This window comes from Vibrio sp. SCSIO 43133 (genome assembly GCF_023716845.1).
GTDB classification, from domain to species: Bacteria; Pseudomonadota; Gammaproteobacteria; order Enterobacterales; family Vibrionaceae; genus Vibrio; species Vibrio mediterranei.
Genome location: NZ_CP068024.1, coordinates 2,363,957 through 2,389,080, shown reverse-complemented (window position 1 = coordinate 2,389,080; position 25,124 = coordinate 2,363,957). Strand labels below are relative to the sequence as shown.

Genomic DNA, 25,124 nt, shown 5'->3' with positions numbered 1-25,124 from the left:
AGAAAAACCAAAAAGCCTTCTTGTTAGAAGGCTTTTTTTACGGCTTATGAAGTTTGGGTGGAGGTTTTAGCCTAAGAGTTCTCCGCTTTTCTTAATAGATCGCTTTTCACGATGTCTAGCGCCTTGAGTGCCACTTTAGGATCAATCTCATTACTTTCCAGTAGAAAGATGAGATCAACGGCAAGTTTGATTTCTTCAGGTGCGTTATCGAGCCCAGATTCAGAAGACATTATATAAACCTCATCTTTTGATTGATGGTGTGCTGAATCGCATTCATAGCATTGCGGCAGCGTTGTAAACGTTGTTCGGTCGAGATAAGTTGTGGTTTGGTAGTTTGATCATCTATCAGGCACTGTTCTTGTTGCCTCACAAGAGTGCACAACTTTTGTTCCCAAACTTGATGTTGTTTAAGATCAGCCCTCAGTTGTTCGAGGGACTTGCATTCTAAAGCAGTATCAGTGAGTGTATTAGCAATGAGCAAGACTCGCTCAATCGCTTCAAGCTGCTCGGTAAACTTTGTCACCCAAATCTCTGAAGAGCCGCTAATACCTTGTTTACTCAATGCGATGATTTTATCTAAGTTTCGCTCGGCTTCTATAACGCAAGGTTGAAGCAGTAAGTTGGAAGCGGAGAAAAGGTGTTCATCAAAGAGTGGCTTTTTATGACCACGATTTTGAAAATCAAATTCTTGAGCATCTTGATGGAGTTGTTTTAGTCGAGCTTTAACTTCTGACAATTTCATTGCAGCTCCCCTTTCTCTTCTATCAAATTATAACCAAGCATCATACGCTAGTTTGATGGCCAGAATGCTTACCACGGTAACAAAGATAGGTCGAATGAACTTGGCACCAAATCGAATAGCGGAATGCGCGCCGATATAAGCACCAGCCATTAAGCACAGCCCCATGGTTAAGCCCAAGACCCAATTAATATGGCCCAACACCGCGAACGTTATCAGTGAGGTAAAGTTACTGGTGAAGTTCATAGCTTTTGAGAGACCGGAAGCGAATAAAATGTTCAGCCTGTATAAAGCCATTGAACTGACTGTCCAGAATGCACCAGTACCAGGACCCGCAACACCGTCGTAAAAGCCTAAAGACAGTCCTTGTAAGTACTGCTTTCGATTAAACTTTGGACAGCCTACATGGATCTTGTTCTGTTCATCGCCTTGAGGTGCTTTTTGAAAAACCGTGTAGAGCGCTGCGGCAAGAATAATAAGAGGTAGGATCTTTTCTAACCATTCGGTGCTGATCATATCAACAACGAGAGTACCAATAGTCGCGCCGATGAGTGTCGCAATAAAAGCTCGATACCAGCATTCAGGGCTAAATAACCTTTTGCGATAGTAGGTAAACGCTGCGGTAGATGAGGCAAACGTAGCTGCTAGCTTGTTAGTACCGAGTGCTATGTGTGGGGGAAGCCCTAGCGATAGCAGTGCAGGTACCGTTAGCATTCCGCCGCCGCCTGCGACCGCGTCAATAAAGCCTGCAGCAAAGGCGACAAGCGCCAAAATAACCAACATGCTAGGTTCGATAAATTCCATCGAGATTTGAGACCTTAGTATTCTATTGTTCTTTTAAAAGGGGGTAGGGAATCGAGCAGAGACTTGCCATACCTTTTTGTGACGATTCGCCTATCGAGAATATAGAGAGTTCCACAGTCTCTTTCTTTACGTAGCAAACGGCCTGCAGATTGTATCAGTTTTTTACTCGCCTCTGGAACTGTAATCTGAAGAAACGGATTGCCACCTTTGCTCTCTATATATTCGGCGTGTGCTTGCTCGATGGGAGAAGTCGGCACCGCAAAAGGTATTTTAGTGATAATCAAGTTCTCTAGTAGCTCCCCTGGTAAGTCTAGCCCTTCGGAAAAGCTTCCTGTTCCAAAAAGCACACTGGTTTTTTGACATTGAGTCAGTGTTTTATGTTTATTTAGAATTTCTGTACGTGACTTCTCGCCTTGAATCTGCAGATGCCAACCTTTTAGAGCGAATTTCGATCGCACCTCATCGGCAACTTTATTCATTTGCCAATAAGAGGAAAACAGCACTAAATTACTTTTGCCGTCCTGAATAAAGTCGAACAGCTTTTCAGTCAACTCTTCAGTAAACTGAGGGGCCTGCGGTTCATTACGCATTTGGGGCACAATAAGCTCTGCTTGTTCTGCATAATTAAAAGGTGACGCTAAAGCTAAAAATTGGACGCCATCTTCAGATTTCTGACTGATACCTGCTTGGTTACAGAAAAAAGCGAAGGAATTGAGTGCACGCATCGTCGCTGAAACAAGGACGGCGCCTACACATCGAGACCATAACTGCTGATCTAATTGCCAGCCTACCTCAAGGGGCGCGACACTGATTACGTAGTCACCCTCACGCTCTTTGCTTTTTTCTACCCAGCGTGCCAATGGTGCACCTTTCTCTTTTTTAGGCTCGGCCATGAGTTGCCATACCGCGGCTAGATTATCAAATCGCTGAATATAGAAACCCAATTCGGCTAAAGCGGGCTCGGCTAGTTTGGCTGAAACCTCTCCGTCTTTGAGTCTTTCTGAAATGAGGTCAGCAATTTTCGCCGATGCTTGTGCGCCTTTTTGAGAAAACTGTTTGAGTGCTTTAGACTGCTCTTCTAGCCAGCTGGGTAACTCGCCATTCTCGAAACGACAACTGTCTTCTTCAAATGGAAGACCAGAGCAATAAGAATTGACCTCATTTAATAGAGGGATGAGCTGCTGTATGGAATCCTGTAGTTCGTTGCGAAAGCGACCAACCCGCTTCTCGTCAGCTAAACCAGAGAACTTACTCGCAGACTGATTCAATCTTTCTAACCAAGAGGTGGCACCCTTTAAAGTAGCCGCAGCGGATGCATGGTCTCGAGCTACGTGCGGTAGATGGTGAGCCTCATCGAAGATAAAAATGGTATTTTCGGGATCTGGGAGGATGACGCCGCCGCCAAGGTCTGCGTCCGCCATTACCAAACTATGGTTGGCAATAATGACATCGTTTTTATCAAGTTCAGAACGCGCTTTAGCGAATGGGCAGCCTCGGTGAGCTGGTAAACTGTTATTGCAGCTGTGCTTTTCGCTAACGATGGTTTGCCAAATGACATCATCAATGGGCTTCGGCCAGGAGTCTCTGTCTCCGTCCCATTTACCTTGAGCTAGCTTCTCGTACATGAGTTGAAGCTGTTCGATATCAGATTTTTTAGGCTTACTTTCAAACATGGCCATTTGACCACCATCGGCACTGCATGCCACGGCCAATTTCTCGGCGCAGCAATAACGCTGTCTTCCTTTAGCAATAATAAAAGAGAAGTTTTGATCGGTAATACGTCGGAACAGTGGCAAATCCTTATCAAGTAACTGTTCTTGCAAGGCAACTGTTGCGGTAGAAATAACCACCTTACGATTATTTTGAACGGCAACAGGTATAGCTGCCATTAAATAAGACAGGCTTTTTCCAATCCCTGTCCCTGCTTCTGCAACAATCATCCGTGTTGATTTGTGATACTGACCACAAAGTGTTTTAGCGATCTCTGAAACAAGATAATTCTGAGCTCGACGCGGAACAAAGTTTTCTAGTTGATTCTGAAGGTTTTGATAACTCTGGCGAATGGATTGTTGGATTTTATTGGTAAGCATAAACAGCCCTAAATTGACGACGAGCGAGTGTAGCACACTTTAGCTAGTGAAAAATATGTTCAAAAACAGTCGCATCTAGTGTGGGTATTTAGATCAAAGTCACAAAAAATAAGTGAACTTTCATATTAGGTTATATTTTTCGCATGATAAAAAATATAAAACGCCAAAAAACATACTTGTAACGAATAAAGTTCTGGTTGATGTATATAATTCACACTGTTTATAGAATTATATTTATGATTGTTACCTAAAAACAAGACTGGAGTTGCAATTGAAAGGTGTTCAAAAAATTTGCGATACATCACTAATAAATTTGTAACTCATTGATTTATTTGGTTTTATATATATTTATTTATTTCGTTTAGAGTGTTTGACATTGTCTGATAACTTTTGCATTCTTGGTTTCGAGATTTAAAGACGCTGAATCAACCAAAGGACAAAAGGTTGTCGTTCTGAAGGAAGGTTTAGACGTCACATATATTAAAAAAGGGAACCGAAAAGGAATTCCCATCTAAGAAAAGGCAGTGGATTATCATGAAAAAAACTCTAGTAGCTCTAGCTGTACTAGCAGCGGGTTCTGCGCAAGCAGGTATCGAAATCTATAACGAAAACAAAGTTACTGTTAACCTAAAAGGTGACATTGAAGTTGTTTACTTGAAAGATGTGACTGATGGCGCTGAATTCCAACAGCAGATTCAAGACGCAGACTTTGGTTTTGATACTCGCTACGCAATCAACGATGACCTTCAGTTTGGTGCATATTGGGAATTTGATGGCGCAAACGACAGTGTAACTAAAGGTACAAGCAAAACAGTTGAAGCTGGTAACACTTACGTAGGTGTTTATTCTCAAGCAGCTGGTTCTTTGATCGTTGGTCGTCTTGACTCAGTCCTAGACGATGCAGGTATTGGCTCAGATTACCAATTTGGTGTGAACTCTTTCTTCTCTAAAGGTTCTCCATTTGGAGCTGACGAGTCTGTTCGTTACGACCTTGATAAAGGCATGTTTTATGGTGCTTTAGCGTATAAGCAAGACAAAAACGGCAACGCAAGTCTTGGTAAAGACGGTTACATGTTCGATGGTAAAGTCGGTGTACGTGTAGCTGATTTTGACTTTACAGGTTTCTACGGCAATGCAGATTTCTCTGGAGATGATGCACGTCTAGGTGGTTCAGACGCTAAATTGGAAGGTAAAGAAACTCTTTACGCAGTAGAAGGTCGTTGGGCTGGTGTTGAAAACCTAAACCTAGAGCTAGGTTACTATAACATGAAGCTAGATCCTACTGGTGATGAGTCACTTACACGTCAAACTTACGCGTTTGCTGCAGACTACACTATTAATCAAATTGTCATCGCAGCGGGTGTAAGCCAATCTAAGTATGATGAAGACCTAACTGATGGCGCTAACGGCACATGGGATACACAAACTAACTGGTTTGTGAATGCTGGCTATCTTGTAGCTCCAGGTGCGACTATTTATGCCGAAGTCGGTGGTAATGATGGTTACTCGAACGTAGCTGCAGAAAATCAACCAGATGACATTAGACAAAATGGTACAGGTTTCGCAGTTGGTGTTAAAGCTGAATTCTAATAGCTGAAACTAAAGTGTTATATACTGATAGAGCCACCTAACGGTGGCTCTTTTTTATGCAAGGAATCAACGTTTTATGGCCAAATATTCTTAAATATGGCTATTTTAGTACAAAAATCTATGGCATTCTAAATGCCATAGCCCAATTGTATTTTGTAAGGGAGTAGGGTCTGTGAAAAAAAGTATGGTGGTCGCGTTAGTTGCTCTTTGCTATTCATTTTCAGTCAGTGCAGCGACACTCATTCCGTTGAAAGGTGTCTCAGTTTTTTTCATTAATGGTCAGGAAGCGGATAATAGAATCGGGGAAAACGAGCTGGTCCCCGGAGAAAACCAAGTCGTCGTTAGAATGGATAAAAAGGTGGGTAAGGGAGGCAGTGCAAGTGTATATACTTCTGCTCCTTACGTTATCACATTCAATGTCTCTGGTGATGAAGTAAAAATCAATCATCCAGTAGCCAGAAGTGAGCAAGAGGCAAAAGCCGCATTTAGAACAGGTCAGCCTGACTGGCGTATCACACAAGACGGCAGTACCCTTTCCTATTCTCAAGAGAAACTTCAAGCACAAAGCGGTTTCTTACCTTATATGAAAATGGATGAGCTGATTGCAGCACACAATGCTGAAAGAGGTATTGTCTTCGATAATGGTCAAATGACTAAGGCGGAACGAGCTACTACAGCAACCTTAGTGACAACAGCTGCGGTAGCAACTTCTAAGGATGTTGCTGCTGTAAATAATAACGTTCCGAAAGCTACAGTAAAAGCTGAACCGACAAAAGCAGAAAATGTCGAGCAGCTGAAAGCTTGGTACCTTAAGGCCTCAAAAGAAGAACGTAAAGAATTCCGCAAGTGGATGATTGATCAGGAATAATCACTTGACGTGATGAATATTACAGAAAGGAGGCGTCTGCCTCCTTTTTTATTAGTCGGGTCTGACAGGAAGTTAACCAACGTTTAGTGATTTTAGGCTATCATTGCTTTAACTAACGTTTGTCTCAAATCTTACTGTGAACCGATTTATCTCTCATATTCTACGCTTTCCTAAACTAACACTTTTTCTCGTCCTTTCTCTGACCGCCCTTTGTGCTTGGTATGGTCAACAACATTTTAAAATGAACGCGGATTTGTCTTCTCTAGTAAAACAAGAGGGGCAATGGGTTGAGAATTTAGCAACGTTAGATCGCACGTTCCCTGATACTGGGAATGTCGTATTGCTTATTACTAGTAGTAGCGACCCGCAGTTAAAGCAGCATGTTGACGATTTATCGGACGCCTTAGCAAACGAGGCTTTGTATAAAGACGTATTCGCGCCAAGCTCACTGTCTTGGTTTGAACAATACTCGCTGGGCTTCTTTTCAGACACAGAATTTCAACGTTTATTAGAGACAGCACAGGATGAAATTGCACCTGCCGCTCAAGCAGCAAGAGCACAAAACATTAACCAGTACTTTGGCTCCCTCGATAAGCAAGATCAAGCATCCCTTGGACCTCTGCTGTCAGCGATTGATAGCAAAGTAGTGGATTGGCAACAATTATTAAAAACTAACATAGAGCTACCTAAAGCGTTTGCTATTACGATAGTGGCTCAGCCTGACGAGACAGTAAAAGAGCCCAATAGGGCGATAATAGAAACTATTCACCGTGTTATCGAATCTCAGAATTTACCGAATGACATCAAAGTCCAAATTACTGGCCAAGCAGCCTTAGACTTTGATGAAATCGCCGATGCGAACAACAGTATTACTATTGCTGGATCTGCGTCTTTGTTAGGTTTGGTTCTAATACTAGCTATTGGCATTCGCTCTCTACGTGTCATTCTTGCTTGTTACGTAACAGTACTAGTCGGCTTAGTATGGACATTTGCGGCAGGTCTATTTGTTGTTGGTTCTTACAATACGATATCCATCGTATTTATGGTTATGTTTATCGGTTTAGCCGTCGATTTTTCCATTCACCTCTGTTTGCATATTCATGAACTGAGAACGAGAGGTGATAGTAATGTGACAAGTTTGAAAGAGGCAGCAGCCCATTCCATTAGACCGCTTACACTGTGTGCTTTATCTTCGGCCCTAGGATTCTTAAGCTTCTATCCTACTAGTTACACTGGTTTAGGTGAATTGGGCATTATATCTGCGTTGGGTATGATTTTAGGTCTAGCCGCCACGTTTATCATTATACCGTTGTTCTTCACTTTGTTTGGGTATCCAACCGTGAAGCACCAAGTGGATACTCACCGATTTGTATGGTTTGGAAAAAAACTGAATGAAAACAAAAAGCTGGTAGTCGCAGCTTCATGCCTTCTTGCTGTCGGTATGGGGTATGGTGCAACACAATTTAAATTCGACTTCTCGACATTGGTTCTTAAAAACCCTAATTCCGAGTCGGTGGCGGGCTTAAATGCACTTCAGCAACACGGTCTTGGTTCGAGTTACCAATTGTATGCTATAGCAAAGGATCAGCAAGAAGCTCAGCAGTGGAAAAAAAGGCTATTGAATCAGACGAGCGTTCAAGACGTAACAATTGCGAGTGATTTTATACCTAATAATATCGAACAGCGATACTTACAACTAAACAATGCTATAAATGCTCAGTCAGTCGACGAACCAATGGATTATGCCGAATTTAGACAGTCTGCATTGTCAAAACATTGGGTTGATGCTGAGAAATTACCTACAAATATTGACACCCAGAAAGTGACAATGGACCTCTTTGAAAACCTTTCATCACTTGCTAATAATCCAGAAGCTAAGCTTGTCGCTCCGACAGTCAGTCAGTTACCAAAATCACTTCAACAACGTTACATTGCTAATAGTGGAGAGTGGTTGGTTGCCGTTACTCCCAAGGGAGATATGACAAATGTTCATGAATTAGAACAGTTTATCTCCCAGGTGAAAAAAATCGCTTCTAATGCAACAGGACGTGCAGTAGCAGAGCAAGAAGTTGGAAGCATTATTGTCCAAGCGTTTCAAGCCGCCATCTTGATGTCGGTATTTGGTATTGCACTGATTTTGATTTGGACAGTAGACAAGAAGCGTGATGTTATTTTGATCTTTATTCCGCTTGGCCTAGCTGCAATCACCACTTTAGGCATGATGCATTGGTTTAATCTATCAATGAACATGGCCAATATTATTGTCATCCCTTTGATATTTGGATTGGGAGTCGATAATGGTATTCACATCGTTAAGCGTTTTAGAGCCGTTAGAAACATCGATGCTTTCTTTAAAACCTCTACACCTAAAGCGTCCTTGATTAGTTGCCTAACGACACTCGCCACGTTTGGAGCGCTAATCGTCGCAGAACATAGAGGGATGCATTCTATTGGCTTAGTGCTAACCATCGCACTTAGCTGCATCTTGGTATTTAGTTTGGTTTTACTACCGGTATTACTAGAACTAACAAAGAAAAAAGCGACATAATCGGCGCAAAGACAAGACCAAAGCCAAAAAGGTGGTCATCCCTGCGCAGGCAGGGATCTACTTAAAGCGCGCATTCAGTGCCGTTGAAACAAGACCCCAGCCTTCGTAGGTAATCAATCACCTGAAGCGACCCTAGCGAAGAAGCAATGTCATTCCTGCACAGGAATGAATCTATCCAAAGCGAACATAAGCTCAAATTAGATGCAAATTCCATTATTATCTAATTAAATCGATGCGTTAGATTTCTCTTTAGCAATCTCGGTAGCTAGAATCGCGCATCCAAAGTAACAAAAAAGCTCTTACGTTGCCCCAAACCCATTTCAGTTACTAAAACCCAATTTGGAGTAAACTCGTACTGAGCGCCTAACAGGGTGTTCCAGTTATTTGCAAGACTTTGATTAACAGTAAACTTGGCGTTTTGTATGAAGCCTAGGTCTCCTAATCCACCAAGAGGCAGATCTTTGACGTTTCCAGTTAAAGTTTGTTCGATGTTTTGATACTGAGCACCAATCCAAGCTCTAACTGGAAAGTCCGTATTTCTTGAAAAGTCGTAGCCAATTCGCGGCGATACAACAATAGAATCTATTTCACCATCAATTACTGTCAATTTTGTTTTTGTATAACTGGCGTCAACAAGAGCAAAGACACTTTCGTAGCCACCGGCTAGAACCGTACCTGCACCGTACATATATCCATCTAAGTCCAGACGAAATGGTGCATTAATATCGTCAATACTAACTTCGTGCTGGCCCAAAAAGCCTAAGTCAATTGTACCGTTGGCGGATGTAATAGTGGTTTCTGAATAGCCATTTAACTTACCACCAATTGCATAGAAATTAAGAAATGGCAGGACCCAAACATCCGCCTTTAATGTAAGTACTTCACTTTCTTGGTAGCCGCCCTGTGTGTTGATATTCAGGTCTTTAATAATGCTAGGTAAACCAGTCAAAGCAATAGAGTCGACATTAATACCTTGAGACACATTCATATACCCTAAGCTAAGCCCAACCGCTTCGGGTAGAGTATATCCACGCTCTTCTGCTTCCTTCTTAAATAGAGGTAGCTCGATGGCGTTCGCTGAACTTAGACCTAGAGAGATTAAGGCAGAAGTGCTTACGGCACGCTTGAAAACGGTAACAAGAAAATTGGTCATTTAAGGACTTACTATTGGCTCAAATTATAAGATCGCGGATTGTAGTGGACTAAAACATATATGGGAAGAGAATTAGTGGTGAGTCTGAGCAAAAAGTCCGCTAAATGATCATTGCGGACTTTGATTAGAAGCGAGCTTTTAGTTATTTGTCGACATTGAGTGCAATTGAGTTTTCAGTTGCGAACGCTGTCGCGACGTTACCATTAGCTAGTGTGACTCCAGAAGCAGACAAGAGTACGTTTGTCGTTCCAGCGGCTGCAATGGCAAAATCATAGGTTCCAGCATTGACCTCTAATACAGCGGTTTCTTTAAAGTTAACGCCTTCCAAAACAACGGTGTTCGCAGAGAATCCGGTGCCTGCGGCTGCTGCATGAATATCAACGGTGCCTGCAACTGGATTTGCGTGTAATACACGTAGTTTTGCGTAGGAGGCCACACTTCTGAGATCATCTTCGATCACCACAGGTTCAATAGATTGATCCGAAAAACGTCCCACAGCAAAAATCGTCGTTTCCGAGCCAGCAGAAAATAATGTTCCTGGAGCTTGAATTGCTTCTGGTGTAGTTGCTCCAGTAGGAGTGACGGTTAAGTCATATGACGAAGCGGCCAAATCAAGGCTTTTGATTTTTTCAAAACCAATAACATTTAATCCTGTCACTACGTTACCTGATGCTCGAACGTCGACGTCACCGAGGTCGGCAACGGCATGACCTACTCGCACCGTTGCTTTTTCTCCTGTACTACGCAACACGCTGACAGCGGAACCGTCAGCAACCAGCAAATTAACAGGTGATACCATTCCTCCACTGACATTTGGCACAGCGGTAACCATTAGATCGCTGCCACCGTCTAGTGTCAGGGTTCCACTGTCGTAAACTACATCGGCATCAGTACTCTTTCCAGCCAGCGTAATTCTAATGCGATAATCACCCGCAGGTAATGTAACTGGGAGCTGAGATTCGTCTTCTTTGAAAGTAAGGTCTGAAACAGCGATAGTGCTGGCACTAATACTTGGGTCTGTCGTCAGGTGAATATCGACGCCACCAACTCCCGGATGACCATGTAATACGTCCAATCGCACGGATTGAGCATCTGGACCGCTTGTCGAACGTGACAAAATCACAGGCTCGATTGCGTTAACGTTATTTACCGCAAAAACGTCATACTGCATGTCTGGTGCAAAATTGACAGCATTAGCAGTGATGACATCCGCGGTCGTATCTCCTGCCAATAAACCTCTGACGATGAGGTCGTGATTGCCCGCATCTACAGTAATTAGCCCGCTGCCTTGTTGATAATCCACTTCAGAAAGTCCGCTGGCGATAGCGCCGTCAAGTAATATTGAAACCTGCGGTGCATCAGCACTAGCATGCGTTACACGAAGTTGAGAAGTAGGGGTTGAGTCGTGAGAGTCGCTTCCACAGCCAGCTAGGAATGTCGCTGCAGAAGCAAATAGTGAAAGTTTGACGATGTTCATGTTAAGCCTCATTGCATTCATTATTTGCAATTTGGCTTACGGTTTCCCTAGGCTATCAGTTCATTGCGTGTTGAGTAATTAGCTCTTTAGTTAAGAATTAGGTGGTAAGTTCTAAACTAAAAGATAAGCACTCGGACTGCTATGATTTCTAATCTAGTTGTTCTAAAGGTAGCCAATCTACATGAACACCTGCTTGCTCAAACATATCTTGGCTCAGTGAAATTTTTTCACCCCAACGAGACAGAAAGTCTTCCGTTTGTTGCGGACAGTGCACGACCGAAATACCAGTTTGAATAATCTTTGCAGCGCAATTAGGGCATGGGAAATGGGTAACCCAGATCTCACAACCGTCTAAATCTCTCTTTGCAAATAAAATTGCGTTCTCTTCAGCATGCAGAGTTTTGAGATATTTGGTTTCTCGTTCATCGACTTCTGCACTATCAGAAATGCCATGGGGATACCCATTAAAGCCGACAGAAACGATTCGATTATTTTTGGTAATAACGGCACCAACTTGCGTCGATGGGTCTTTACTCCAGGAACCAACCAGTTCCGCCATCTGAATGAATCGTTTCGCCCATTTAGAGACCATAACTACTCCGTTCTTTATCTAATTTGACCAATTCAAAATCTTTTCTGAGTGTACAAAACTTACTAGGGTAAAACGAGGGATTTCTGTAAACGATTGCAAGGCTGAGCCTTGTAGGCTCAAATAGGGCGGGACTTGAAAAGGCAAACGATATATTTGTGCTTAGTTTGCGTTCAACCCACAACATTTTTGTGACTAATACGAAATTCTTTGTCAGAGTATCGCTAATTCTGTTTTAATTAGTCAGAAGATTATTAATCATATGGCAGAATTTGACGACGTCTTTAAGGATAGGAATAAACAATGCGAAAAACACTGTTAGCGGTTTCCCTATGTGGTCTGTGTTTTAGTGCAGGAAGCCTTGCGTTTGTAAAAGATTGGTCAACAGTGAGCGTAAAAAAAGTTGAGCAAGGTGCCAAGCAAGGCGATCTATTTGCTCAAATAGAGTTGGGTGACCGCTATGCTGACGGCAATGGTGTCAAAGAAAATGACGCCAAAGCGGTGGAGTGGTATCACAAAGCGGCCAAACAAGGCAGCGAATCCGCCATGTACAAGCTAGGCATGATGTACGACAACGGTCATGGTGTAAATTACGATGCCAAAGAAGCGGCGTCATGGTTCGAAAAAGCGTCTCAAAAAGGTAGTGTTCAAGCCCAGTATTATTTGGCTGGTATGTACAAATGGGGACGCGGTGTTCCCAAGAGTAATAGTAAGGCAGTAGAGTATTATCAATTAGCTGCTGAACGCAACTTTGATGTAGCACAGAATAGTTTGGGCGTAATGTATGCTAAAGGGCTGGGCGTCGAGCGTGATGATCTTGAAGCAGTAAAGTGGTATCGAAAGGCTGCTGAGAACGGATACGCTTATGGGCAGCGAAATTTGGCTTATAAGTATTCATTAGGAGAGGGCGTAGAGCTCAATAATGTAGAAGCTTATGCTTGGGCCTCTGTTGCATCTACTAATGGTTATGCGACGGCGGAAAAGCTCCGTGATGATTTAGCGCTCAAGTTAAACGCGGACGAGTTACAGCAAGCTCAACAGAAAGCAAAACTTTATTTAGAGTCGTACTCTTCGCATCAATGATAGAGCGGAGCCTTCTTAGAAACAAAAATGAGGAGCTGTAGCTCCTCTTTTTGTTTCATGTTGCACCGCATTGAGGCTGAACTACCACTCATTTTTTGGTGCGTCGTATTTTCTTCGATAGCGGGGTAGCATGGTCTCATTACCCAGTATGCCACCTTGGTGAATGTACAATAGAGAAACATCTGGGTTATCACTTAACCAAGGTAGTAGGCAACGCCACATCATTGGGTCGTAAAGTAGATCAAACTCTACGTGGGTTTCAGCTTGTAGTAACCGCCAGATCTCATAATCTTCTAAATACAACTTGCCAAAGTGATGTTTGTTTTCGAGCTCAAGAATGGTCGGGTAATAAGAAAAGTTACCAAGCTCGTCAAACTGTTGTATTAAGTAATCTTTACCGCTCACACAAGGGCAAGTAAGAACCTCAATACCTTGGGGGGCGAGAACTTGTGCCAAATACAGAGCTGTCGTTCCAGTTCCTGAAGGTAATGCCACTTTAATCTGCTTGTTTTTTTCAAACCTCGACCAACTTAGAATTTCCTCTGCTAACTGCACGATACCTTGGCGGGCTGATTGAAAGCGTCCCCCCTCTGGTACGATATAGCTGTCAGTAGAATTAGCGAAGTTGGCTTGAATATAGGCATGCGGATGCGGTGCGTTTGGACCAAGTAGCTCCTTGAGGGAGATTATCTCAGCGCCAAGCTCTTTAGCTGCCCTGTAGTTACCATTAGGGTTTAGGTCTAACCATTCTGGTTTGTGATCAACAAAATACTTGAGCCTTATACCTTTTATTTTAGCCAGCGCAGCCAAAGAGGTTAAGGAATTTGCTTGAGCGGAGCCCCAACCGATGAGTTGAGTAACGTTCGCTAAATCTGTCTCTAGCAATTCAGCAAATTTCCTCGCCTTATTGCCGTTGAAATGACTATGTAGTAAGTCATCTCGCTTCAAATGAAAATCGTGTCCTTGAAACTGATGTTGTGTCACAGGACTGTTATTGAGGTTCACGATCATACCTGACTCAAAAAAGTGGACGCTGATTCTACCTTCTCACCATGATAGACACAAACAGAGCACATACAAATGATTACATTGGCGAGCCATTAAATGTGGCAGAATAGCGCGTTTTCTTAGCTTAGCTTAGAAAGTGTGAAACAAGAGTCAGCTAAATTTACATAAAACTGACTTAGTGCCCTGAGTGCTATGCTGATTAGATAAATCATAGGATTTTCACTGTTAGGCCAAGAATATTTATCGATAAGTGGCACTTTAGTAAATATTATTGTTAATTTGCCGATACACACATAGGTGTGGGTTATATTTGCGGTAATTATGTTCTAAAGGTCAATGTTTTGTATTGCTAAAACGCATCGACCCTTTTAATTCTTTGAACGCCCTAGTAAACTTTGTTGTCCTTCTTCGTGTCAGAGTACACGATTTAACTGTGAGTTTAAAAAATGAGCCAGCCTTTTCTCCCTTTATGTAGACCTGCTGTAGATGAGCAAGACATCCAAGCCGTGGTCGATGTCCTTCGTTCCGGGTGGATCACCACGGGTCCCAAAAATGCAGAGTTAGAAAATAAAGTGTCTGAACACACTGGTGCTCCACATGCAGTTGCTCTTAGTAGCGCAACTGCAGGTATGCATCTAGTATTGTTGGCTTTAGGTATCGGTCCTGGAGATGAAGTTATCACTCCATCACTTACTTGGGTTTCTACCGTCAATATGATTACGCTTGTTGGAGCAAAACCAGTATTCGTAGATGTTGATGCTGACACCTTGATGACGGATGCTGAGAAAATTGAATCACTGATCACTAGCAAGACGAAGCTTATCATCCCGGTGCATTATGCTGGGGCATCGCTTGACCTTGACCCTATTTACCAGTTAGGTGAGAAGCACAATATCCCTGTGATTGAGGATGCGGCTCATGCTTTAGGTACCGAGTACAAAGGCAAGCCAGTGGGCAATCGTGGTACATGCCTATTCTCTACTCACGCAATCAAAAACGTGACGACGGCAGAAGGTGGTGTACTTACCACGCATGATGCTGAATTAGCTGACAAAGTGCGTCGTTTAAAATTCCATGGTCTGGGCGTTGATGCTTTTGATCGTGAAACTCAAGGACGAGCGCCTCAAGCAGAAGTCGTGGAGCCTGGCTTCAAATACAATATGCCTGATATCTGTGCAGTGTTAGCGCTTGGACAAATGGATCGAATTGCGGAAATCACCGAAAAACGTACGCAGGTAGCGCTGTCTTATCGCAGTCAGTTGGCGTCTATCAAAGGTGTGACGCCACTAGGTTTGGCTTCTCATGAGCACAAACACTGTTGGCACCTAATGATCGTTAGAGTGGATCCTGCTGTTGCAGGCCTTACGCGCGACGACCTAATTGCCGCACTAAAAGAAAAAGGTATCGGAGCAGGTATTCACTTTAAAGCCTGTCATACTCAAAAATATTACCGCGAAAACTACGCGGAATTGTTCGGGGCGATTAACCCTGATTTACAGAATACAGAACGTAACAGTAATCAAATCTGCTCACTACCGCTGTTTCCTGATATGACTCAGGATGATGTCGAGCGTGTAGTTAGCGCCGTTTCAGAAATAATTGGGTAAACCATGAAACACAATCAAGCAATCAACTTTGTCTCTATCGTTATTCCGGTATACAACGAAGAAAACTGTCTACAAGAACTCATTGACCGTACGACCAAGGCGAGTGATAGCCTAGGTAAAGATTACGAGCTCATTCTTGTGGACGATGGAAGTCGTGATCGCAGCGCGGAAATCATTGAAGAAGCATCAGCAAAAGAAGGGAGCCATGTTGTTGGCGTTATCTTGAATCGTAACTATGGCCAACATAACGCTATTATGGCTGGCTTTGAGCAAGTACGTGGTGATTTGATCATCACACTTGATGCAGACCTTCAGAATCCACCAGAAGAAATCCCTAACCTTGTAGCAAAAGCTGAAGAAGGGTTCGATTCTGTGGGGACAGTTCGTAAGAATCGTCAAGATAGTGCACTTCGTCGTTACCCATCAAAGCTTATCAACAAGCTAGTGAAACGTTCTACTGGCGTAGAGATGAATGATTATGGTTGTATGCTTCGTGCGTACCGCCGACATGTTGTTGACGCAATGCTTGAGTGTCACGAGCGCAGCACGTTTATTCCTGTGCTAGCGAATGGCTTCTCTCGCCACACCACTGAGATCGATGTGCATCATGATGAGCGTGCTGATGGTGAGTCGAAATATAGCTTTATGAAGCTTATTAGCCTAATGTTTGACTTGATCACCAGTATGACAACAGCGCCATTACGCCTGTTGAGCATTGTTGGTGGTGGTATCGCTGCGGCAGGTATCGCGTTTGGCGTCATCCTTATGTTGATGCGCATTATGTTTGGTTCTGAGTGGGCAGGTGATGGCCTGTTTACTTTGTTTGCTATCCTATTTGTATTTGTTGGTGCACAGTTTGTGGGTCTAGGCTTACTTGGTGAGTACATTGGTCGTATTTACTCTGATGTAAGAGCGCGCCCACGTTTTTACGTGCAAGATGTTTTAGTCGGTGAAGCCACTAAAAATGCACGTGAAAGCGACGAATTAAAAAATAAAGAATAAGATTTGTATTTAGAGGAATATTCCATGAAAGTAGTAGTGTTTGCCTACCACAATATCGGTTGTACTGGTATTCGTAGCTTGCTAGACGCGGGTGTAGAAATCGAAGCAGTATTTACTCATGTTGATGACAGCAACGAGAACGTGTTTTTTGACTCTGTAGCGAAACTTGCAGCAAAGAACGGTATTCCAGTTTACGCACCTGAAGACGTGAACCACCCACTATGGGTTGAGAAAATCCGTGCGATGAAGCCAGATGCACTGTTCTCTTTCTACTATCGCAATATGATCAGCCAAGAAGTGCTAGATATCGCTCCTAAAGGTGGTTTCAACCTACATGGTTCTTTGCTTCCAACATACCGCGGTCGTGCACCAATCAACTGGGCATTAGTTAACGGCGAAACTGAAACTGGTGTAACGCTGCACCAAATGGTTCAGAAAGCGGATGCTGGCGATATCGTTGGTCAAGAAAAAATTGCTATCACTGACGCTGATACGGCAGAAACGCTTCATAAGCGTATGAACACAGCATCTAGCGATCTACTGAGCAAAGTGCTTCCAACTATCGTAGATGGTTCATTCAAAACAACGGCTCAGGACGAAAGCAAAGCAACTTACTTTGGCCGTCGTACTCCTGCTGACGGTGAGATTAAATGGTCTAACGATTCTCGTACCGTATTTAACCTAGTTCGCGCGGTAACAGAACCGTTCCCAGGCGCATTCACTTTCCTTGGTGAGCGTAAGTTGACTATTTGGAGCGCGGAAGCAAGCGACAAAACATTTGATGTAACTCCTGGTACTATCGTTTCTACTACACCATTAACGATCGCTTGTGCTCAAGGTTCACTGATTGTTAAATCTGGTGAAGCAGAAAACGGTCTATACCTAGGTGGTGAGCAGCTAGCTGCTGAGCTTCACCTTGTTGAAGGCATGCGCTTTGGTCCTCAAGCAAGTGCACTTATTAACGCTAAGAAGCGTCAAAAAGTACTTATCCTCGGTGCTAACGGCTTCATCGGTACTCACCTAACTAAGCGTCTTCTAGACGACGGTGGTTACGAAGTTTATGCAATGGACATGAACTCGAATCAAATCGAAGAGCACCTAAGCCACCCAGATTTCCACTTCGTTGAAGGTGATATCACTATCCACAACGAGTGGATCGAGTACCACGTTAAGAAGTGTGACATCATTCTTCCGCTAGTGGCTATCGCAACACCAATCGAATACACGCGTAACCCACTTCGCGTATTCGAACTCGACTTTGAAGAGAACCTGAAGATCGTTCGTGCGTGTGTGAAATACAACAAGCGCATTATCTTCCCATCGACTTCTGAAGTTTACGGTATGTCGACGGATCCTGAGTTCAACGAAGATACTTCACCACTGATCGTTGGTCCTATTAACCGTCAGCGTTGGATCTACTCAGTATCTAAGCAGCTACTTGACCGTGTTATCTGGGCTTACGGTAAGAAAGATGGCCTTAAGTTCACGCTATTCCGTCCGTTCAACTGGATGGGCCCACGTCTAGATAGCTTGAACTCTGCACGTATCGGTTCTAGCCGCGCGATCACTCAACTTATCCTAAACCTAGTTGAAGGTACGCCGATCAAGCTTATCGACGGTGGTGAACAGAAGCGTTGTTTCACTGACATCTCTGAAGCGATTGAAGCGCTATTCCGCATCATCGAGAACAAAGAAGGTCTGTGTGACGGTCAAATCATCAACATCGGTGCACCAAAAAACGAAGCGAGCATCAAAGAGCTTGCTGAGACATTGGTTGAGAAGTTTGAGAACCACCCACTGCGTGATCAGTTCCCTCCATTTGCTGGCTACAACCTAGTAGAAAGCAAAGCGTTCTACGGTGACGGCTACCAAGACGTTCAACACCGTAAACCAAGCATCGCAAACGCGAAGAAGCTGCTTGATTGGGAACCAAAAGTTCACATGAACGACACAATCGAAGAGACTCTAGATTTCTTCCTTAAAGGTGCAGTAGCAGAAGAGAAGTAATGGAACAGAATGAAGTCACTAAAGTCGGTCTTCGTATCGATGTAGACACTTTTAGAGGCACCAAACTTGGTGTACCTAAGCTACTCGAAATTTTCGAGAAGCACGGAGTGAAGGCTTCATTCTTCTTTACTGTTGGACCTGATAACATGGGGCGCCATATATGGCGCCTTTTGCGTCCCGCATTTCTGAAGAAGATGCTTCGCTCTAAGGCCGCTAGTCTTTACGGTTACGATATTTTAATTCGTGGCACTATCTGGCCAGGTCCTGTGATTGGCAAAAAACTTCGTCCAATTATTGAGGCGGCTGATAAAGCTGGTCATGAAATTGGTTTGCATGCTTGGGACCACCACAAGTGGCAGATGAAAACCGATACCATGTCACCGGAAGAGCTGCGTAGTGAGATTTCCAAAGGCTATAACATGCTGAAGGATATTACTGGTAGAGATCTGCCTTGTAGTGCAGTAGCTGGCTGGCGCTGTACTGATCAAACGCTTATTGAGAAAGATGCTTTCCCATTTAAGTACAATAGCGATTGTCGCGGCGATTCTATCTTTTCTCCAGGTGAAGGAATGGCACCTCAAATCCCAGTGACCTTGCCAACCTATGATGAGCTTGTCGGGCAAGATGGTGTCGACAACAGCAACTACAATGATGCTATTCTTAAGCTTATTAAGCGCGATGGTTTGAATGTTTATACAATCCACGCGGAAGTAGAAGGTATTGTTTGTGCTGAAATGTTTGAAGATTTGATTGTCAGAGCTAAGCAACAGAATATAGAATTCGTACCCATGATAGATCTGCTTGAAGGGGCAGAATCGCCACTTCCAAGTGATGCAATAAAAAACATCGAAATGGAAGGGCGAGAAGGGTGGCTAACACACCAAGCGTCATTTGTAGAACGCATGGGATTGTAGTCGCTTTTACGCCTTAAATGTCGCTGCATGTAGATTTGAAACTAGTATAAGCCCATGATGTCATGGGCTTTTATTCAATTGGATGAAGAATGCAACAATCACGAATTAACTGGGCGGTGTGGATACCGCTTTTCTTTATTGCGTTATACATACTACCGCTTGATCTGCGCCCACTGTGGTCACCAGATGAGCTACGCTACGGAGAGATCTCTCGCGAGATGGTGGCTTCCGGTAACTGGATAGTTCCTACCTTTAACGACTTACGTTACTTCGAAAAGCCGATCATGGGTTATTGGTTTAACGCCATTGCACAAGTTATTTTTGGTGACACCAATTTTGCTGTGAGAATTGCGTCGGCACTTGCTATGTTTGGTTCTGCACTATTTTTAGTTTCTCTCGTTGGCAGAATGACAGATCGCCGTCAAGGTTGGCTAACCGCAGGTGTGTTTCTTAGCATGTTTATGGTGGCAGCAATCGGTACTTATAGCGTACTCGATGGCATGTTGGCATTCTGGCTTACTGCTTGTTATGCCGCCTTCTATTTTGCAACGGAAGCGACCTCTACGAAACAGCGATGGTTACACTATGGCTTAGCAGGGTTCTTCTGTGGTTGTGCTGTTTTGACGAAAGGCTTTTTAGCGCTAGCGTTACCAGTTATTGTCGTTATACCTTACATGATTATGCAAAAGCAGTTCCTAGAGATATTAAGATGGGGCTGGTGGGTGATGTTTGTTGCGCTTATCACTTGTTTGCCATGGTCTCTAGCTATACATGCAGCTGAACCAGATTATTGGAATTACTTCTTCTGGGAAGAGCATATCCATCGTTTCTCTGCTGAAGATGCGCAGCACGCTGCGCCGATATGGTATTATGTACCGTTCCTATTCTTAGGAACTCTACCTTGGGTATTTTGGGCTCCGTCTGCTCTTGTTCAGTTAAAGGGTGAGTTTTCAAAGCCACTTATTCGCTACTCTATTCTCTGGGCGGTAATGCCATTTTTGCTGTTCTCCTATGCAAGTGGAAAACTGGCGACGTATATCTTACCTTGCATGGCTCCAATTGCGATTCTATTGACCCATGGCATTATCAAAGCCTATAACAGCAAAGCGAAAGGCCTAACAATAGGTTCGATTATTAATGGTTTATTCTTTGCAACGGTTGCTATTACACTAATGGTGATGTTCTTTATGGGTAAGCTACCTTTGGATGAGTCTGAATCTTATCGTCCTTGGATTGCGTTGTTCATACTAGGATTTTGGGCTACTTGTGCTTTCTATGCAGTGAAAGCCAAAGCGTTCGAACACAAGTTTGCTGCGTATATGGTATCGCCTTTGGCTCTTTTCGCCTTGTTCTCCACTGTGCTTCCAAATACGACGATTGACTCAAAAATGCCAGCACGTTTCATGGAGCAATTAGCACCAAAAGTCACCGATGATATGGTTCTTATTGCGGACTATCCGGATACAATGTCAGCACTAAACTGGTACTTGAAGCGCAGCGATGTCTATCTCACCAAGTCTATGGGGGAGGTGGATTACGGTCTGAAATATGAGGACTCGAAGCATCGCTTCATTGAGTGGAATCAGTTAGATGACTTTATCAAAGAGAAACAGTTGACGGGTCCAGTGCTCTTACACTTTAGAGACCTACCGCCGTTGCCAGAAGGTTTCCCTGAACCAGATGATCACGTTGATCGTGGCCGTTATCATGCGCTGATCTTTAATCAAAAAGATGCCCAGTAATGACAGTACTGCTGTTTGTACTTTCAGTCGTCGCAAGCTCGCTTAGCCAATATTGGCAAAAGCGAGCAGCTATGTATTTTGAAGAAAACCCGCAGCTGTCCGCAGTAGGGAAGCTATTGAGCTTTCCTATGCTTCTTGGAATTGTCTTCTTGGGAACCAGTGCCTTAACTTGGTTGGGTGTACTGAGTCAGTGGGATGTATCAGTTGCTTATCCGTTACTAAGCGTTAATTTCGTTATCATGTTATTGGTTTCTAAATTTGCCTTTGGTGAAGTCATTCTGCCCAAGCAATGGCTTGGTGTAATGTGCATAATGATCGGCGTTGGCATTATTGGAGGAGCTGGTTGATGGTAGCGAAAGATCTTAAAGCCGGCTTGCCAATTGCACTAGTGAGTGTCCTGCTAATATCTACTGCTCAGCTCTCTATGAAATGGGGAATGGGAGGGATTGCATCGCAATGGGATAGCATTGTTGTTTTATTTGAACAAGATCAATTGCTTGAGCTGCTAGTACATGTGTGGTCAGCTTTATTTGGTGTTGGCATCGGCTTAGGATGCTATGCACTGTCTATGGCGTGTTGGGTAATGGCTTTAAAGCACTTACCCCTTGGGGTTGCATATCCTTTGCTTAGTTTGAGCTATGTGATTGTCTACTTGCTAGCAGTGACTTTACCGTGGCTCAATGAGACATTTAGTTGGGTGAAGTTGTCCGGAATCGGTTTTATCCTCCTTGGGCTGACTTTTATCTTTACCGCGAAAAAGTCCAGCCAATAGGCTGGACTGTTTTTGTCTCAAACTTACCTGCCGCGTCCATCAACCATGATTTTTAGAGTTCTAAAGACAATATGAATGTCAGTGGACAGCCACGTCTTAAATGATGACAATGACAAGGCATAACTATGGTCGTAACCAACCTTACTTCTCACATCTTCAATGCACGTATCATAACCTTGATTAACTTGTGCTAGTCCAGTGATACCGGGCAGGACGTCGTAAGTTCGTTCTACAAAGAATGGAATGTCATTCTCAAGCTTGTTATAGAAGTCAGGGCGTTCTGGTCTTGGCCCTATGAGCGACATATCGCCTTTGAGTACATTAATAAACTGCGGGAGTTCATCAAGTCGGGTTTTGCGAAGAAAGCGGCCTACAGGTGTGATTCGCGGATCGTCTTCTGTCGCCCATGTTGCGCCTGAATGGGATTCGGCATCCACATACATTGAACGATACTTGAGTACATAAATGAAATCCATTCTCTCAGGAGTCCATTTCCCTACTCTGAGCTGCTTATAAAATATGGGTCCTCTCGAGGTAAATTTAATTGCTAGCGCTACAGGTATAAAAGTGATTGCAAGGATGATCATGCCAACACTAGCACCTACAATATCGAAAATTCGTTTTGAGAAGTGAATTGAGCGTCTTTCATAGTTAGTCATAATTATCCTCCTAGCGCGCGAGACGCTGCCATTTTCCATTTTCAAGTCCAAATAAGTAACGAAGCCCACCAATCAAGTTAGCAGTATGGCCAACGATTAAGTATGTAATTAAACGAATGAGTCGCAGCTTTTGAAGAGGTGGGCAGTAGTTCGCTATTGCGGCAATAACGTAAACGGCTACCTGCGAATAAAACAGTACCAAGAAGATAGCGTTTGTTTGCGCCAACCAAAGTGACGAAATCAAGCATGTAATCATTAAGTATGGTGTAAATAGGCGTAGTCCTTTGCCCGAGAAAAAGGTAAATGCAGTCCGGCCATATTGCGGCGAGAATAGATCAAACAACATGATTACCTGCTGCATGTTGCCCGCTGAGATACGTAATCGTCGCCGAAAGTCTTGGACTGATTCAGTGGGTTCTTGCTCGATGGCATTCATATTAGGTGCGTATGCGGCTTGATAGTGATGGCGAACAATCCTCATCGGAATGATGAAATCATCGTTGATTGTATTGTCCGGTAACAATTCAAATAGCGGTGTACGTATGAAATACAGCGCTCCATGTGCACCAATCGTAGACCCCATAGTGGATTCACGATATTTGATGTTGTTTTGGTATTGCCAGTAGTCTGACTCTCCGGTTTGACCGGCATGAAGCAGCTGATAGGTTGAGTTTACGACACCGATGTTCTGATCTTTGAAGAACTCACTGGCAATTAGAAGGGCATCTACGGAGATAATTGCTGAAACATCTGAAATGCAAGTAATATCACTGTCGACTTTCGGAATGTATCGGTTAAGGATCGCAACTTTCCCGGTATTATCTTGCTGATTGATAATTTCAAAATGGGTATCCGCGCATATGGCCTCTTGTATTGTTGACTCAGCGATATTGAGAGTGCTGTCTTCACTGCCGTCATCAATAATCACAATTTTCAGCTTATCTCTTGGATAGTCTAACGATGCGCAATTTCTGACTTTATCCGCTATCCACTGCTCTTCATTATAGGCAGGTATGATAATGGTAACCGTCGGTAGTACACGATCTCTACGAACGCAACGATAGCCTCTTGGTATTGCACCACTTGTGATTATTGGATGTCGATTAGCCCACCAGCGGAGAATCACTGGATATCCAGCATGGTGATACACTATGAAAAATGCGCTTAGAATGAATATTCCAATCAATACTACTTCCATATTATGTCCTTTCTATAATTAATCTTGACTAGCCAAGAGTTAAGCCTTGAACACAAGATTTCGATAGGCTTCGCTCATTGAACGTACATCATTATTCTCGACGACAAAGTCTCGTGGACAGAATAGGTGACGTGTTTTTAATGCGTTCTCTAAAGCTTGCACCAATGAAAACACTCGATTCGATTTCGTTGTCACACCAGATAAAGGGCATAGAGTTTCCTTTGCCGCACCAACATCCGTAACCACAACTGGAATGTTGCACGCTTGTGCTTCAAGCGGCGAAAGTGGAAATCCCTCACACACTGAAGGGAGACAGAACAGATCAAGCGATTGGTAAAACGAAGGCATATCGTTTACTAATCCAAGAAAGTGAACCCTGTCCTCAACTTTCAAAGCTTTGGCAAGGTCTTTGAGCTTTTGCTCAAGGGAACCTATACCTGCAATAGCGAGGTGGATATCGTTCGAAAGTCGTGCAACGGATTTGATCAAAGTCGCTTGTGCTTTAACAGGTTCTAAACGACCAGCGGTGCCAATGAGGGTAACTTTGGCTGGCAAACCAAGGATACGCCTTGCTCCAGCCTGATTCGCAGGTACGAATCGGTTACAGTCCACTCCATTTTTAATTACAGTCGGCGTGGTATAAGGGAATAGCTGAGAAAGCTGCTGCTGAACTTTTTGCGCATCAGCCACTAAGATTGGGTTAACCACCTTGAGTGCGAGATTTTCTACCTTTTGACGTTTTGCATCGGTTAAGTGCCACATATCGTGCTCGGTATGAATTCGTGCTGGGACTCGGTTGAGTCTTGCTGCAATGCCACCATAGATTAGAGGGCCAATATGATGAGTGTGGACAACTTGAGGCTTTAGTACCTTAAGTAGTCGATACATCACTCGAAGCAGAGTAATTTGTGAACCGGGCTTTTTGCCGAGAAAGAATAGATGTGAGCGATATTTGATAAGTTGTGGCCAGTGTTTAATTGCTTGTTCAAGCTCCCCTTCCAAACTGATGATGAATACTCTTTCATCTTCTTTCGCTTGCTTAAGCAGTTCAAGAACCATTGTTTCAAGTCCTCCAGGAGCGAGGTGTTGAACAACGTGTACGACCTTGTATGTGCTACCAGAGTTGTGTTTTGGAATAAGGGGTGAGCTTGCCATAATTTGCTCCTTGCATAGGCGTTGCATTGTTAATCTAACGTTGCACGGGTTGTGCCAAGTTAATAAGTAAATAAAAACATGTAGTTAAGCTCAAAACATATGGCTTTCCCGATATGACA

At 43.5% G+C, this 25,124-nt stretch carries 22 protein-coding genes; 11 read left to right on the top strand and 11 right to left on the bottom strand.

All coding sequences use genetic code 11. The features are described 5' to 3' along the window. Positions 1 to 71: 71 nt before the first annotated feature. Genes rsmS through dinG form a run of 4 tightly spaced genes read right to left on the bottom strand, consistent with a single transcriptional unit; the run spans position 72 to position 3,633 of the window. On the bottom strand, positions 72 to 230 hold the full coding sequence (gene rsmS / locus JKJ11_RS11290) for a pleiotropic regulatory protein RsmS (RefSeq protein WP_252038196.1): 159 nt from the start codon (positions 228 to 230) through the stop codon (positions 72 to 74). Further along, the gene (priC, locus tag JKJ11_RS11285) at positions 230 to 742 is read right to left on the bottom strand and encodes a primosomal replication protein PriC (protein WP_252038195.1); all 513 of its coding nucleotides are present in this window, start codon (positions 740 to 742) and stop codon (positions 230 to 232) included. Before priC ends, rsmS begins: the two co-directional genes overlap by 1 nt. A 27-nt stretch (positions 743 to 769) precedes the next feature. After that, a complete protein-coding gene (locus JKJ11_RS11280) occupies positions 770 to 1,543 on the bottom strand; it encodes a sulfite exporter TauE/SafE family protein (RefSeq protein WP_252038194.1) in 774 nt (257 codons plus the stop codon). A 14-nt stretch (positions 1,544 to 1,557) separates the two neighbouring features. Next, complete coding sequence (dinG, locus tag JKJ11_RS11275; protein ID WP_252038193.1) at positions 1,558 to 3,633, bottom strand: ATP-dependent DNA helicase DinG; 2,076 nt, start codon at positions 3,631 to 3,633, stop codon at positions 1,558 to 1,560. Positions 3,634 to 4,167: 534 nt separating this feature from the next. On the opposite strand from dinG, the gene JKJ11_RS11270 reads away from it, so the two are divergent. The 3 genes from JKJ11_RS11270 (at position 4,168) to JKJ11_RS11260 (ending at position 8,639) form a co-directional block, all read left to right on the top strand. Then, positions 4,168 to 5,223, top strand: coding sequence for a porin (locus tag JKJ11_RS11270; RefSeq protein WP_252038191.1), 1,056 nt, complete (start codon positions 4,168 to 4,170; stop codon positions 5,221 to 5,223). A 172-nt stretch (positions 5,224 to 5,395) separates the two neighbouring features. Next, positions 5,396 to 6,091: a YccT family protein gene (locus JKJ11_RS11265; protein ID WP_252038189.1), complete on the top strand. Its 696-nt coding sequence runs from the start codon at positions 5,396 to 5,398 to the stop codon at positions 6,089 to 6,091. 253 nt (positions 6,092 to 6,344) lie between these two features. Continuing rightward, complete coding sequence (locus JKJ11_RS11260) at positions 6,345 to 8,639, top strand: efflux RND transporter permease subunit (RefSeq protein ID WP_252038187.1); 2,295 nt, start codon at positions 6,345 to 6,347, stop codon at positions 8,637 to 8,639. Between the two features lie 265 nt (positions 8,640 to 8,904). Here JKJ11_RS11260 and JKJ11_RS11255 read toward each other — a convergent pair whose 3' ends face one another. The 3 genes from JKJ11_RS11255 to JKJ11_RS11245 form a co-directional block, all read right to left on the bottom strand. Next, on the bottom strand, positions 8,905 to 9,792 hold the full coding sequence (locus JKJ11_RS11255; protein ID WP_252038186.1) for a TonB-dependent receptor: 888 nt from the start codon (positions 9,790 to 9,792) through the stop codon (positions 8,905 to 8,907). Positions 9,793 to 9,934: 142 nt separating this feature from the next. Further along, positions 9,935 to 11,269, bottom strand: a complete 1,335-nt coding sequence (locus JKJ11_RS11250) for a DUF4397 domain-containing protein (protein WP_252038185.1) — start codon at positions 11,267 to 11,269, stop codon at positions 9,935 to 9,937. Between the two features lie 148 nt (positions 11,270 to 11,417). Then, on the bottom strand, positions 11,418 to 11,861 hold the full coding sequence (locus tag JKJ11_RS11245) for a dCMP deaminase family protein (RefSeq protein WP_031495097.1): 444 nt from the start codon (positions 11,859 to 11,861) through the stop codon (positions 11,418 to 11,420). Between the two features lie 300 nt (positions 11,862 to 12,161). On the opposite strand from JKJ11_RS11245, the gene JKJ11_RS11240 reads away from it, so the two are divergent. Further along, a complete protein-coding gene (locus tag JKJ11_RS11240; RefSeq protein WP_198558047.1) occupies positions 12,162 to 12,941 on the top strand; it encodes a tetratricopeptide repeat protein in 780 nt (259 codons plus the stop codon). An 81-nt stretch (positions 12,942 to 13,022) separates the two neighbouring features. Here the strand turns inward: JKJ11_RS11240 and JKJ11_RS11235 are convergent, their stop codons facing one another. After that, positions 13,023 to 13,946: a 1-aminocyclopropane-1-carboxylate deaminase/D-cysteine desulfhydrase gene (locus JKJ11_RS11235; RefSeq protein WP_252039113.1), complete on the bottom strand. Its 924-nt coding sequence runs from the start codon at positions 13,944 to 13,946 to the stop codon at positions 13,023 to 13,025. Between the two features lie 449 nt (positions 13,947 to 14,395). On the opposite strand from JKJ11_RS11235, the gene arnB reads away from it, so the two are divergent. The 7 genes from arnB to arnF all read left to right on the top strand — a co-directional run bounded on the left by arnB (position 14,396) and on the right by arnF (position 21,993). Then, entirely contained in the window at positions 14,396 to 15,556 is a 1,161-nt protein-coding gene (arnB, locus tag JKJ11_RS11230) for a UDP-4-amino-4-deoxy-L-arabinose aminotransferase (protein ID WP_252038184.1), read from the top strand. A gap of 3 nt (positions 15,557 to 15,559) precedes the next feature. Beyond that, a complete protein-coding gene (gene arnC, locus JKJ11_RS11225) occupies positions 15,560 to 16,558 on the top strand; it encodes an undecaprenyl-phosphate 4-deoxy-4-formamido-L-arabinose transferase (RefSeq protein ID WP_006074390.1) in 999 nt (332 codons plus the stop codon). Positions 16,559 to 16,582: 24 nt separating this feature from the next. After that, positions 16,583 to 18,565, top strand: a complete 1,983-nt coding sequence (arnA, locus tag JKJ11_RS11220; RefSeq protein WP_252038182.1) for a bifunctional UDP-4-amino-4-deoxy-L-arabinose formyltransferase/UDP-glucuronic acid oxidase ArnA — start codon at positions 16,583 to 16,585, stop codon at positions 18,563 to 18,565. Beyond that, on the top strand, positions 18,565 to 19,479 hold the full coding sequence (gene arnD / locus JKJ11_RS11215) for a 4-deoxy-4-formamido-L-arabinose-phosphoundecaprenol deformylase (RefSeq protein ID WP_006074392.1): 915 nt from the start codon (positions 18,565 to 18,567) through the stop codon (positions 19,477 to 19,479). The genes arnA and arnD overlap by 1 nt, the downstream gene beginning before the upstream one ends. Positions 19,480 to 19,568: 89 nt before the next feature. Further along, positions 19,569 to 21,221 (top strand): lipid IV(A) 4-amino-4-deoxy-L-arabinosyltransferase, encoded by a 1,653-nt coding sequence (gene arnT, locus JKJ11_RS11210; RefSeq protein ID WP_124939969.1) that lies wholly within the window; start codon positions 19,569 to 19,571, stop codon positions 21,219 to 21,221. Next, on the top strand, positions 21,221 to 21,568 hold the full coding sequence (locus tag JKJ11_RS11205; protein ID WP_124939968.1) for a DMT family transporter: 348 nt from the start codon (positions 21,221 to 21,223) through the stop codon (positions 21,566 to 21,568). Before arnT ends, JKJ11_RS11205 begins: the two co-directional genes overlap by 1 nt. After that, complete coding sequence (gene arnF / locus JKJ11_RS11200) at positions 21,568 to 21,993, top strand: 4-amino-4-deoxy-L-arabinose-phosphoundecaprenol flippase subunit ArnF (RefSeq protein WP_124939967.1); 426 nt, start codon at positions 21,568 to 21,570, stop codon at positions 21,991 to 21,993. The genes JKJ11_RS11205 and arnF overlap by 1 nt, the downstream gene beginning before the upstream one ends. Positions 21,994 to 22,016: 23 nt before the next feature. Here arnF and JKJ11_RS11195 read toward each other — a convergent pair whose 3' ends face one another. Genes JKJ11_RS11195 through JKJ11_RS11185 form a run of 3 tightly spaced genes read right to left on the bottom strand, consistent with a single transcriptional unit; the run spans position 22,017 to position 25,005 of the window. Continuing rightward, positions 22,017 to 22,652: a sugar transferase gene (locus JKJ11_RS11195; protein WP_198558044.1), complete on the bottom strand. Its 636-nt coding sequence runs from the start codon at positions 22,650 to 22,652 to the stop codon at positions 22,017 to 22,019. A 10-nt stretch (positions 22,653 to 22,662) separates the two neighbouring features. Further along, complete coding sequence (locus tag JKJ11_RS11190; protein WP_236109442.1) at positions 22,663 to 23,850, bottom strand: glycosyltransferase family 2 protein; 1,188 nt, start codon at positions 23,848 to 23,850, stop codon at positions 22,663 to 22,665. Positions 23,851 to 23,889: 39 nt separating this feature from the next. Next, entirely contained in the window at positions 23,890 to 25,005 is a 1,116-nt protein-coding gene (locus JKJ11_RS11185; RefSeq protein WP_252038181.1) for a glycosyltransferase, read from the bottom strand. Positions 25,006 to 25,124 lie beyond the last annotated feature (119 nt).

Bases quoted from the DNA above. Each gene is read 5' to 3' on its own strand.
- rsmS (WP_252038196.1), bottom strand. From the start codon at position 230: ATGTCTTCTGAATCTGGGCTCGATAACGCACCTGAAGAAATCAAACTT.
- priC (WP_252038195.1), bottom strand. From the start codon at position 742: ATGAAATTGTCAGAAGTTAAAGCTCGACTAAAACAACTCCATCAAGAT.
- JKJ11_RS11280 (WP_252038194.1), bottom strand. From the start codon at position 1,543: ATGGAATTTATCGAACCTAGCATGTTGGTTATTTTGGCGCTTGTCGCC.
- dinG (WP_252038193.1), bottom strand. From the start codon at position 3,633: ATGCTTACCAATAAAATCCAACAATCCATTCGCCAGAGTTATCAAAAC.
- JKJ11_RS11270 (WP_252038191.1), top strand. From the start codon at position 4,168: ATGAAAAAAACTCTAGTAGCTCTAGCTGTACTAGCAGCGGGTTCTGCG.
- JKJ11_RS11255 (WP_252038186.1), bottom strand. From the start codon at position 9,792: ATGACCAATTTTCTTGTTACCGTTTTCAAGCGTGCCGTAAGCACTTCT.
- JKJ11_RS11250 (WP_252038185.1), bottom strand. From the start codon at position 11,269: ATGAACATCGTCAAACTTTCACTATTTGCTTCTGCAGCGACATTCCTA.
- JKJ11_RS11245 (WP_031495097.1), bottom strand. From the start codon at position 11,861: ATGGTCTCTAAATGGGCGAAACGATTCATTCAGATGGCGGAACTGGTT.
- JKJ11_RS11240 (WP_198558047.1), top strand. From the start codon at position 12,162: ATGCGAAAAACACTGTTAGCGGTTTCCCTATGTGGTCTGTGTTTTAGT.
- arnB (WP_252038184.1), top strand. From the start codon at position 14,396: ATGAGCCAGCCTTTTCTCCCTTTATGTAGACCTGCTGTAGATGAGCAA.
- arnC (WP_006074390.1), top strand. From the start codon at position 15,560: ATGAAACACAATCAAGCAATCAACTTTGTCTCTATCGTTATTCCGGTA.
- arnA (WP_252038182.1), top strand. From the start codon at position 16,583: ATGAAAGTAGTAGTGTTTGCCTACCACAATATCGGTTGTACTGGTATT.
- arnD (WP_006074392.1), top strand. From the start codon at position 18,565: ATGGAACAGAATGAAGTCACTAAAGTCGGTCTTCGTATCGATGTAGAC.
- arnT (WP_124939969.1), top strand. From the start codon at position 19,569: ATGCAACAATCACGAATTAACTGGGCGGTGTGGATACCGCTTTTCTTT.
- JKJ11_RS11205 (WP_124939968.1), top strand. From the start codon at position 21,221: ATGACAGTACTGCTGTTTGTACTTTCAGTCGTCGCAAGCTCGCTTAGC.
- arnF (WP_124939967.1), top strand. From the start codon at position 21,568: ATGGTAGCGAAAGATCTTAAAGCCGGCTTGCCAATTGCACTAGTGAGT.
- JKJ11_RS11195 (WP_198558044.1), bottom strand. From the start codon at position 22,652: ATGACTAACTATGAAAGACGCTCAATTCACTTCTCAAAACGAATTTTC.
- JKJ11_RS11190 (WP_236109442.1), bottom strand. From the start codon at position 23,850: ATGGAAGTAGTATTGATTGGAATATTCATTCTAAGCGCATTTTTCATA.
- JKJ11_RS11185 (WP_252038181.1), bottom strand. From the start codon at position 25,005: ATGGCAAGCTCACCCCTTATTCCAAAACACAACTCTGGTAGCACATAC.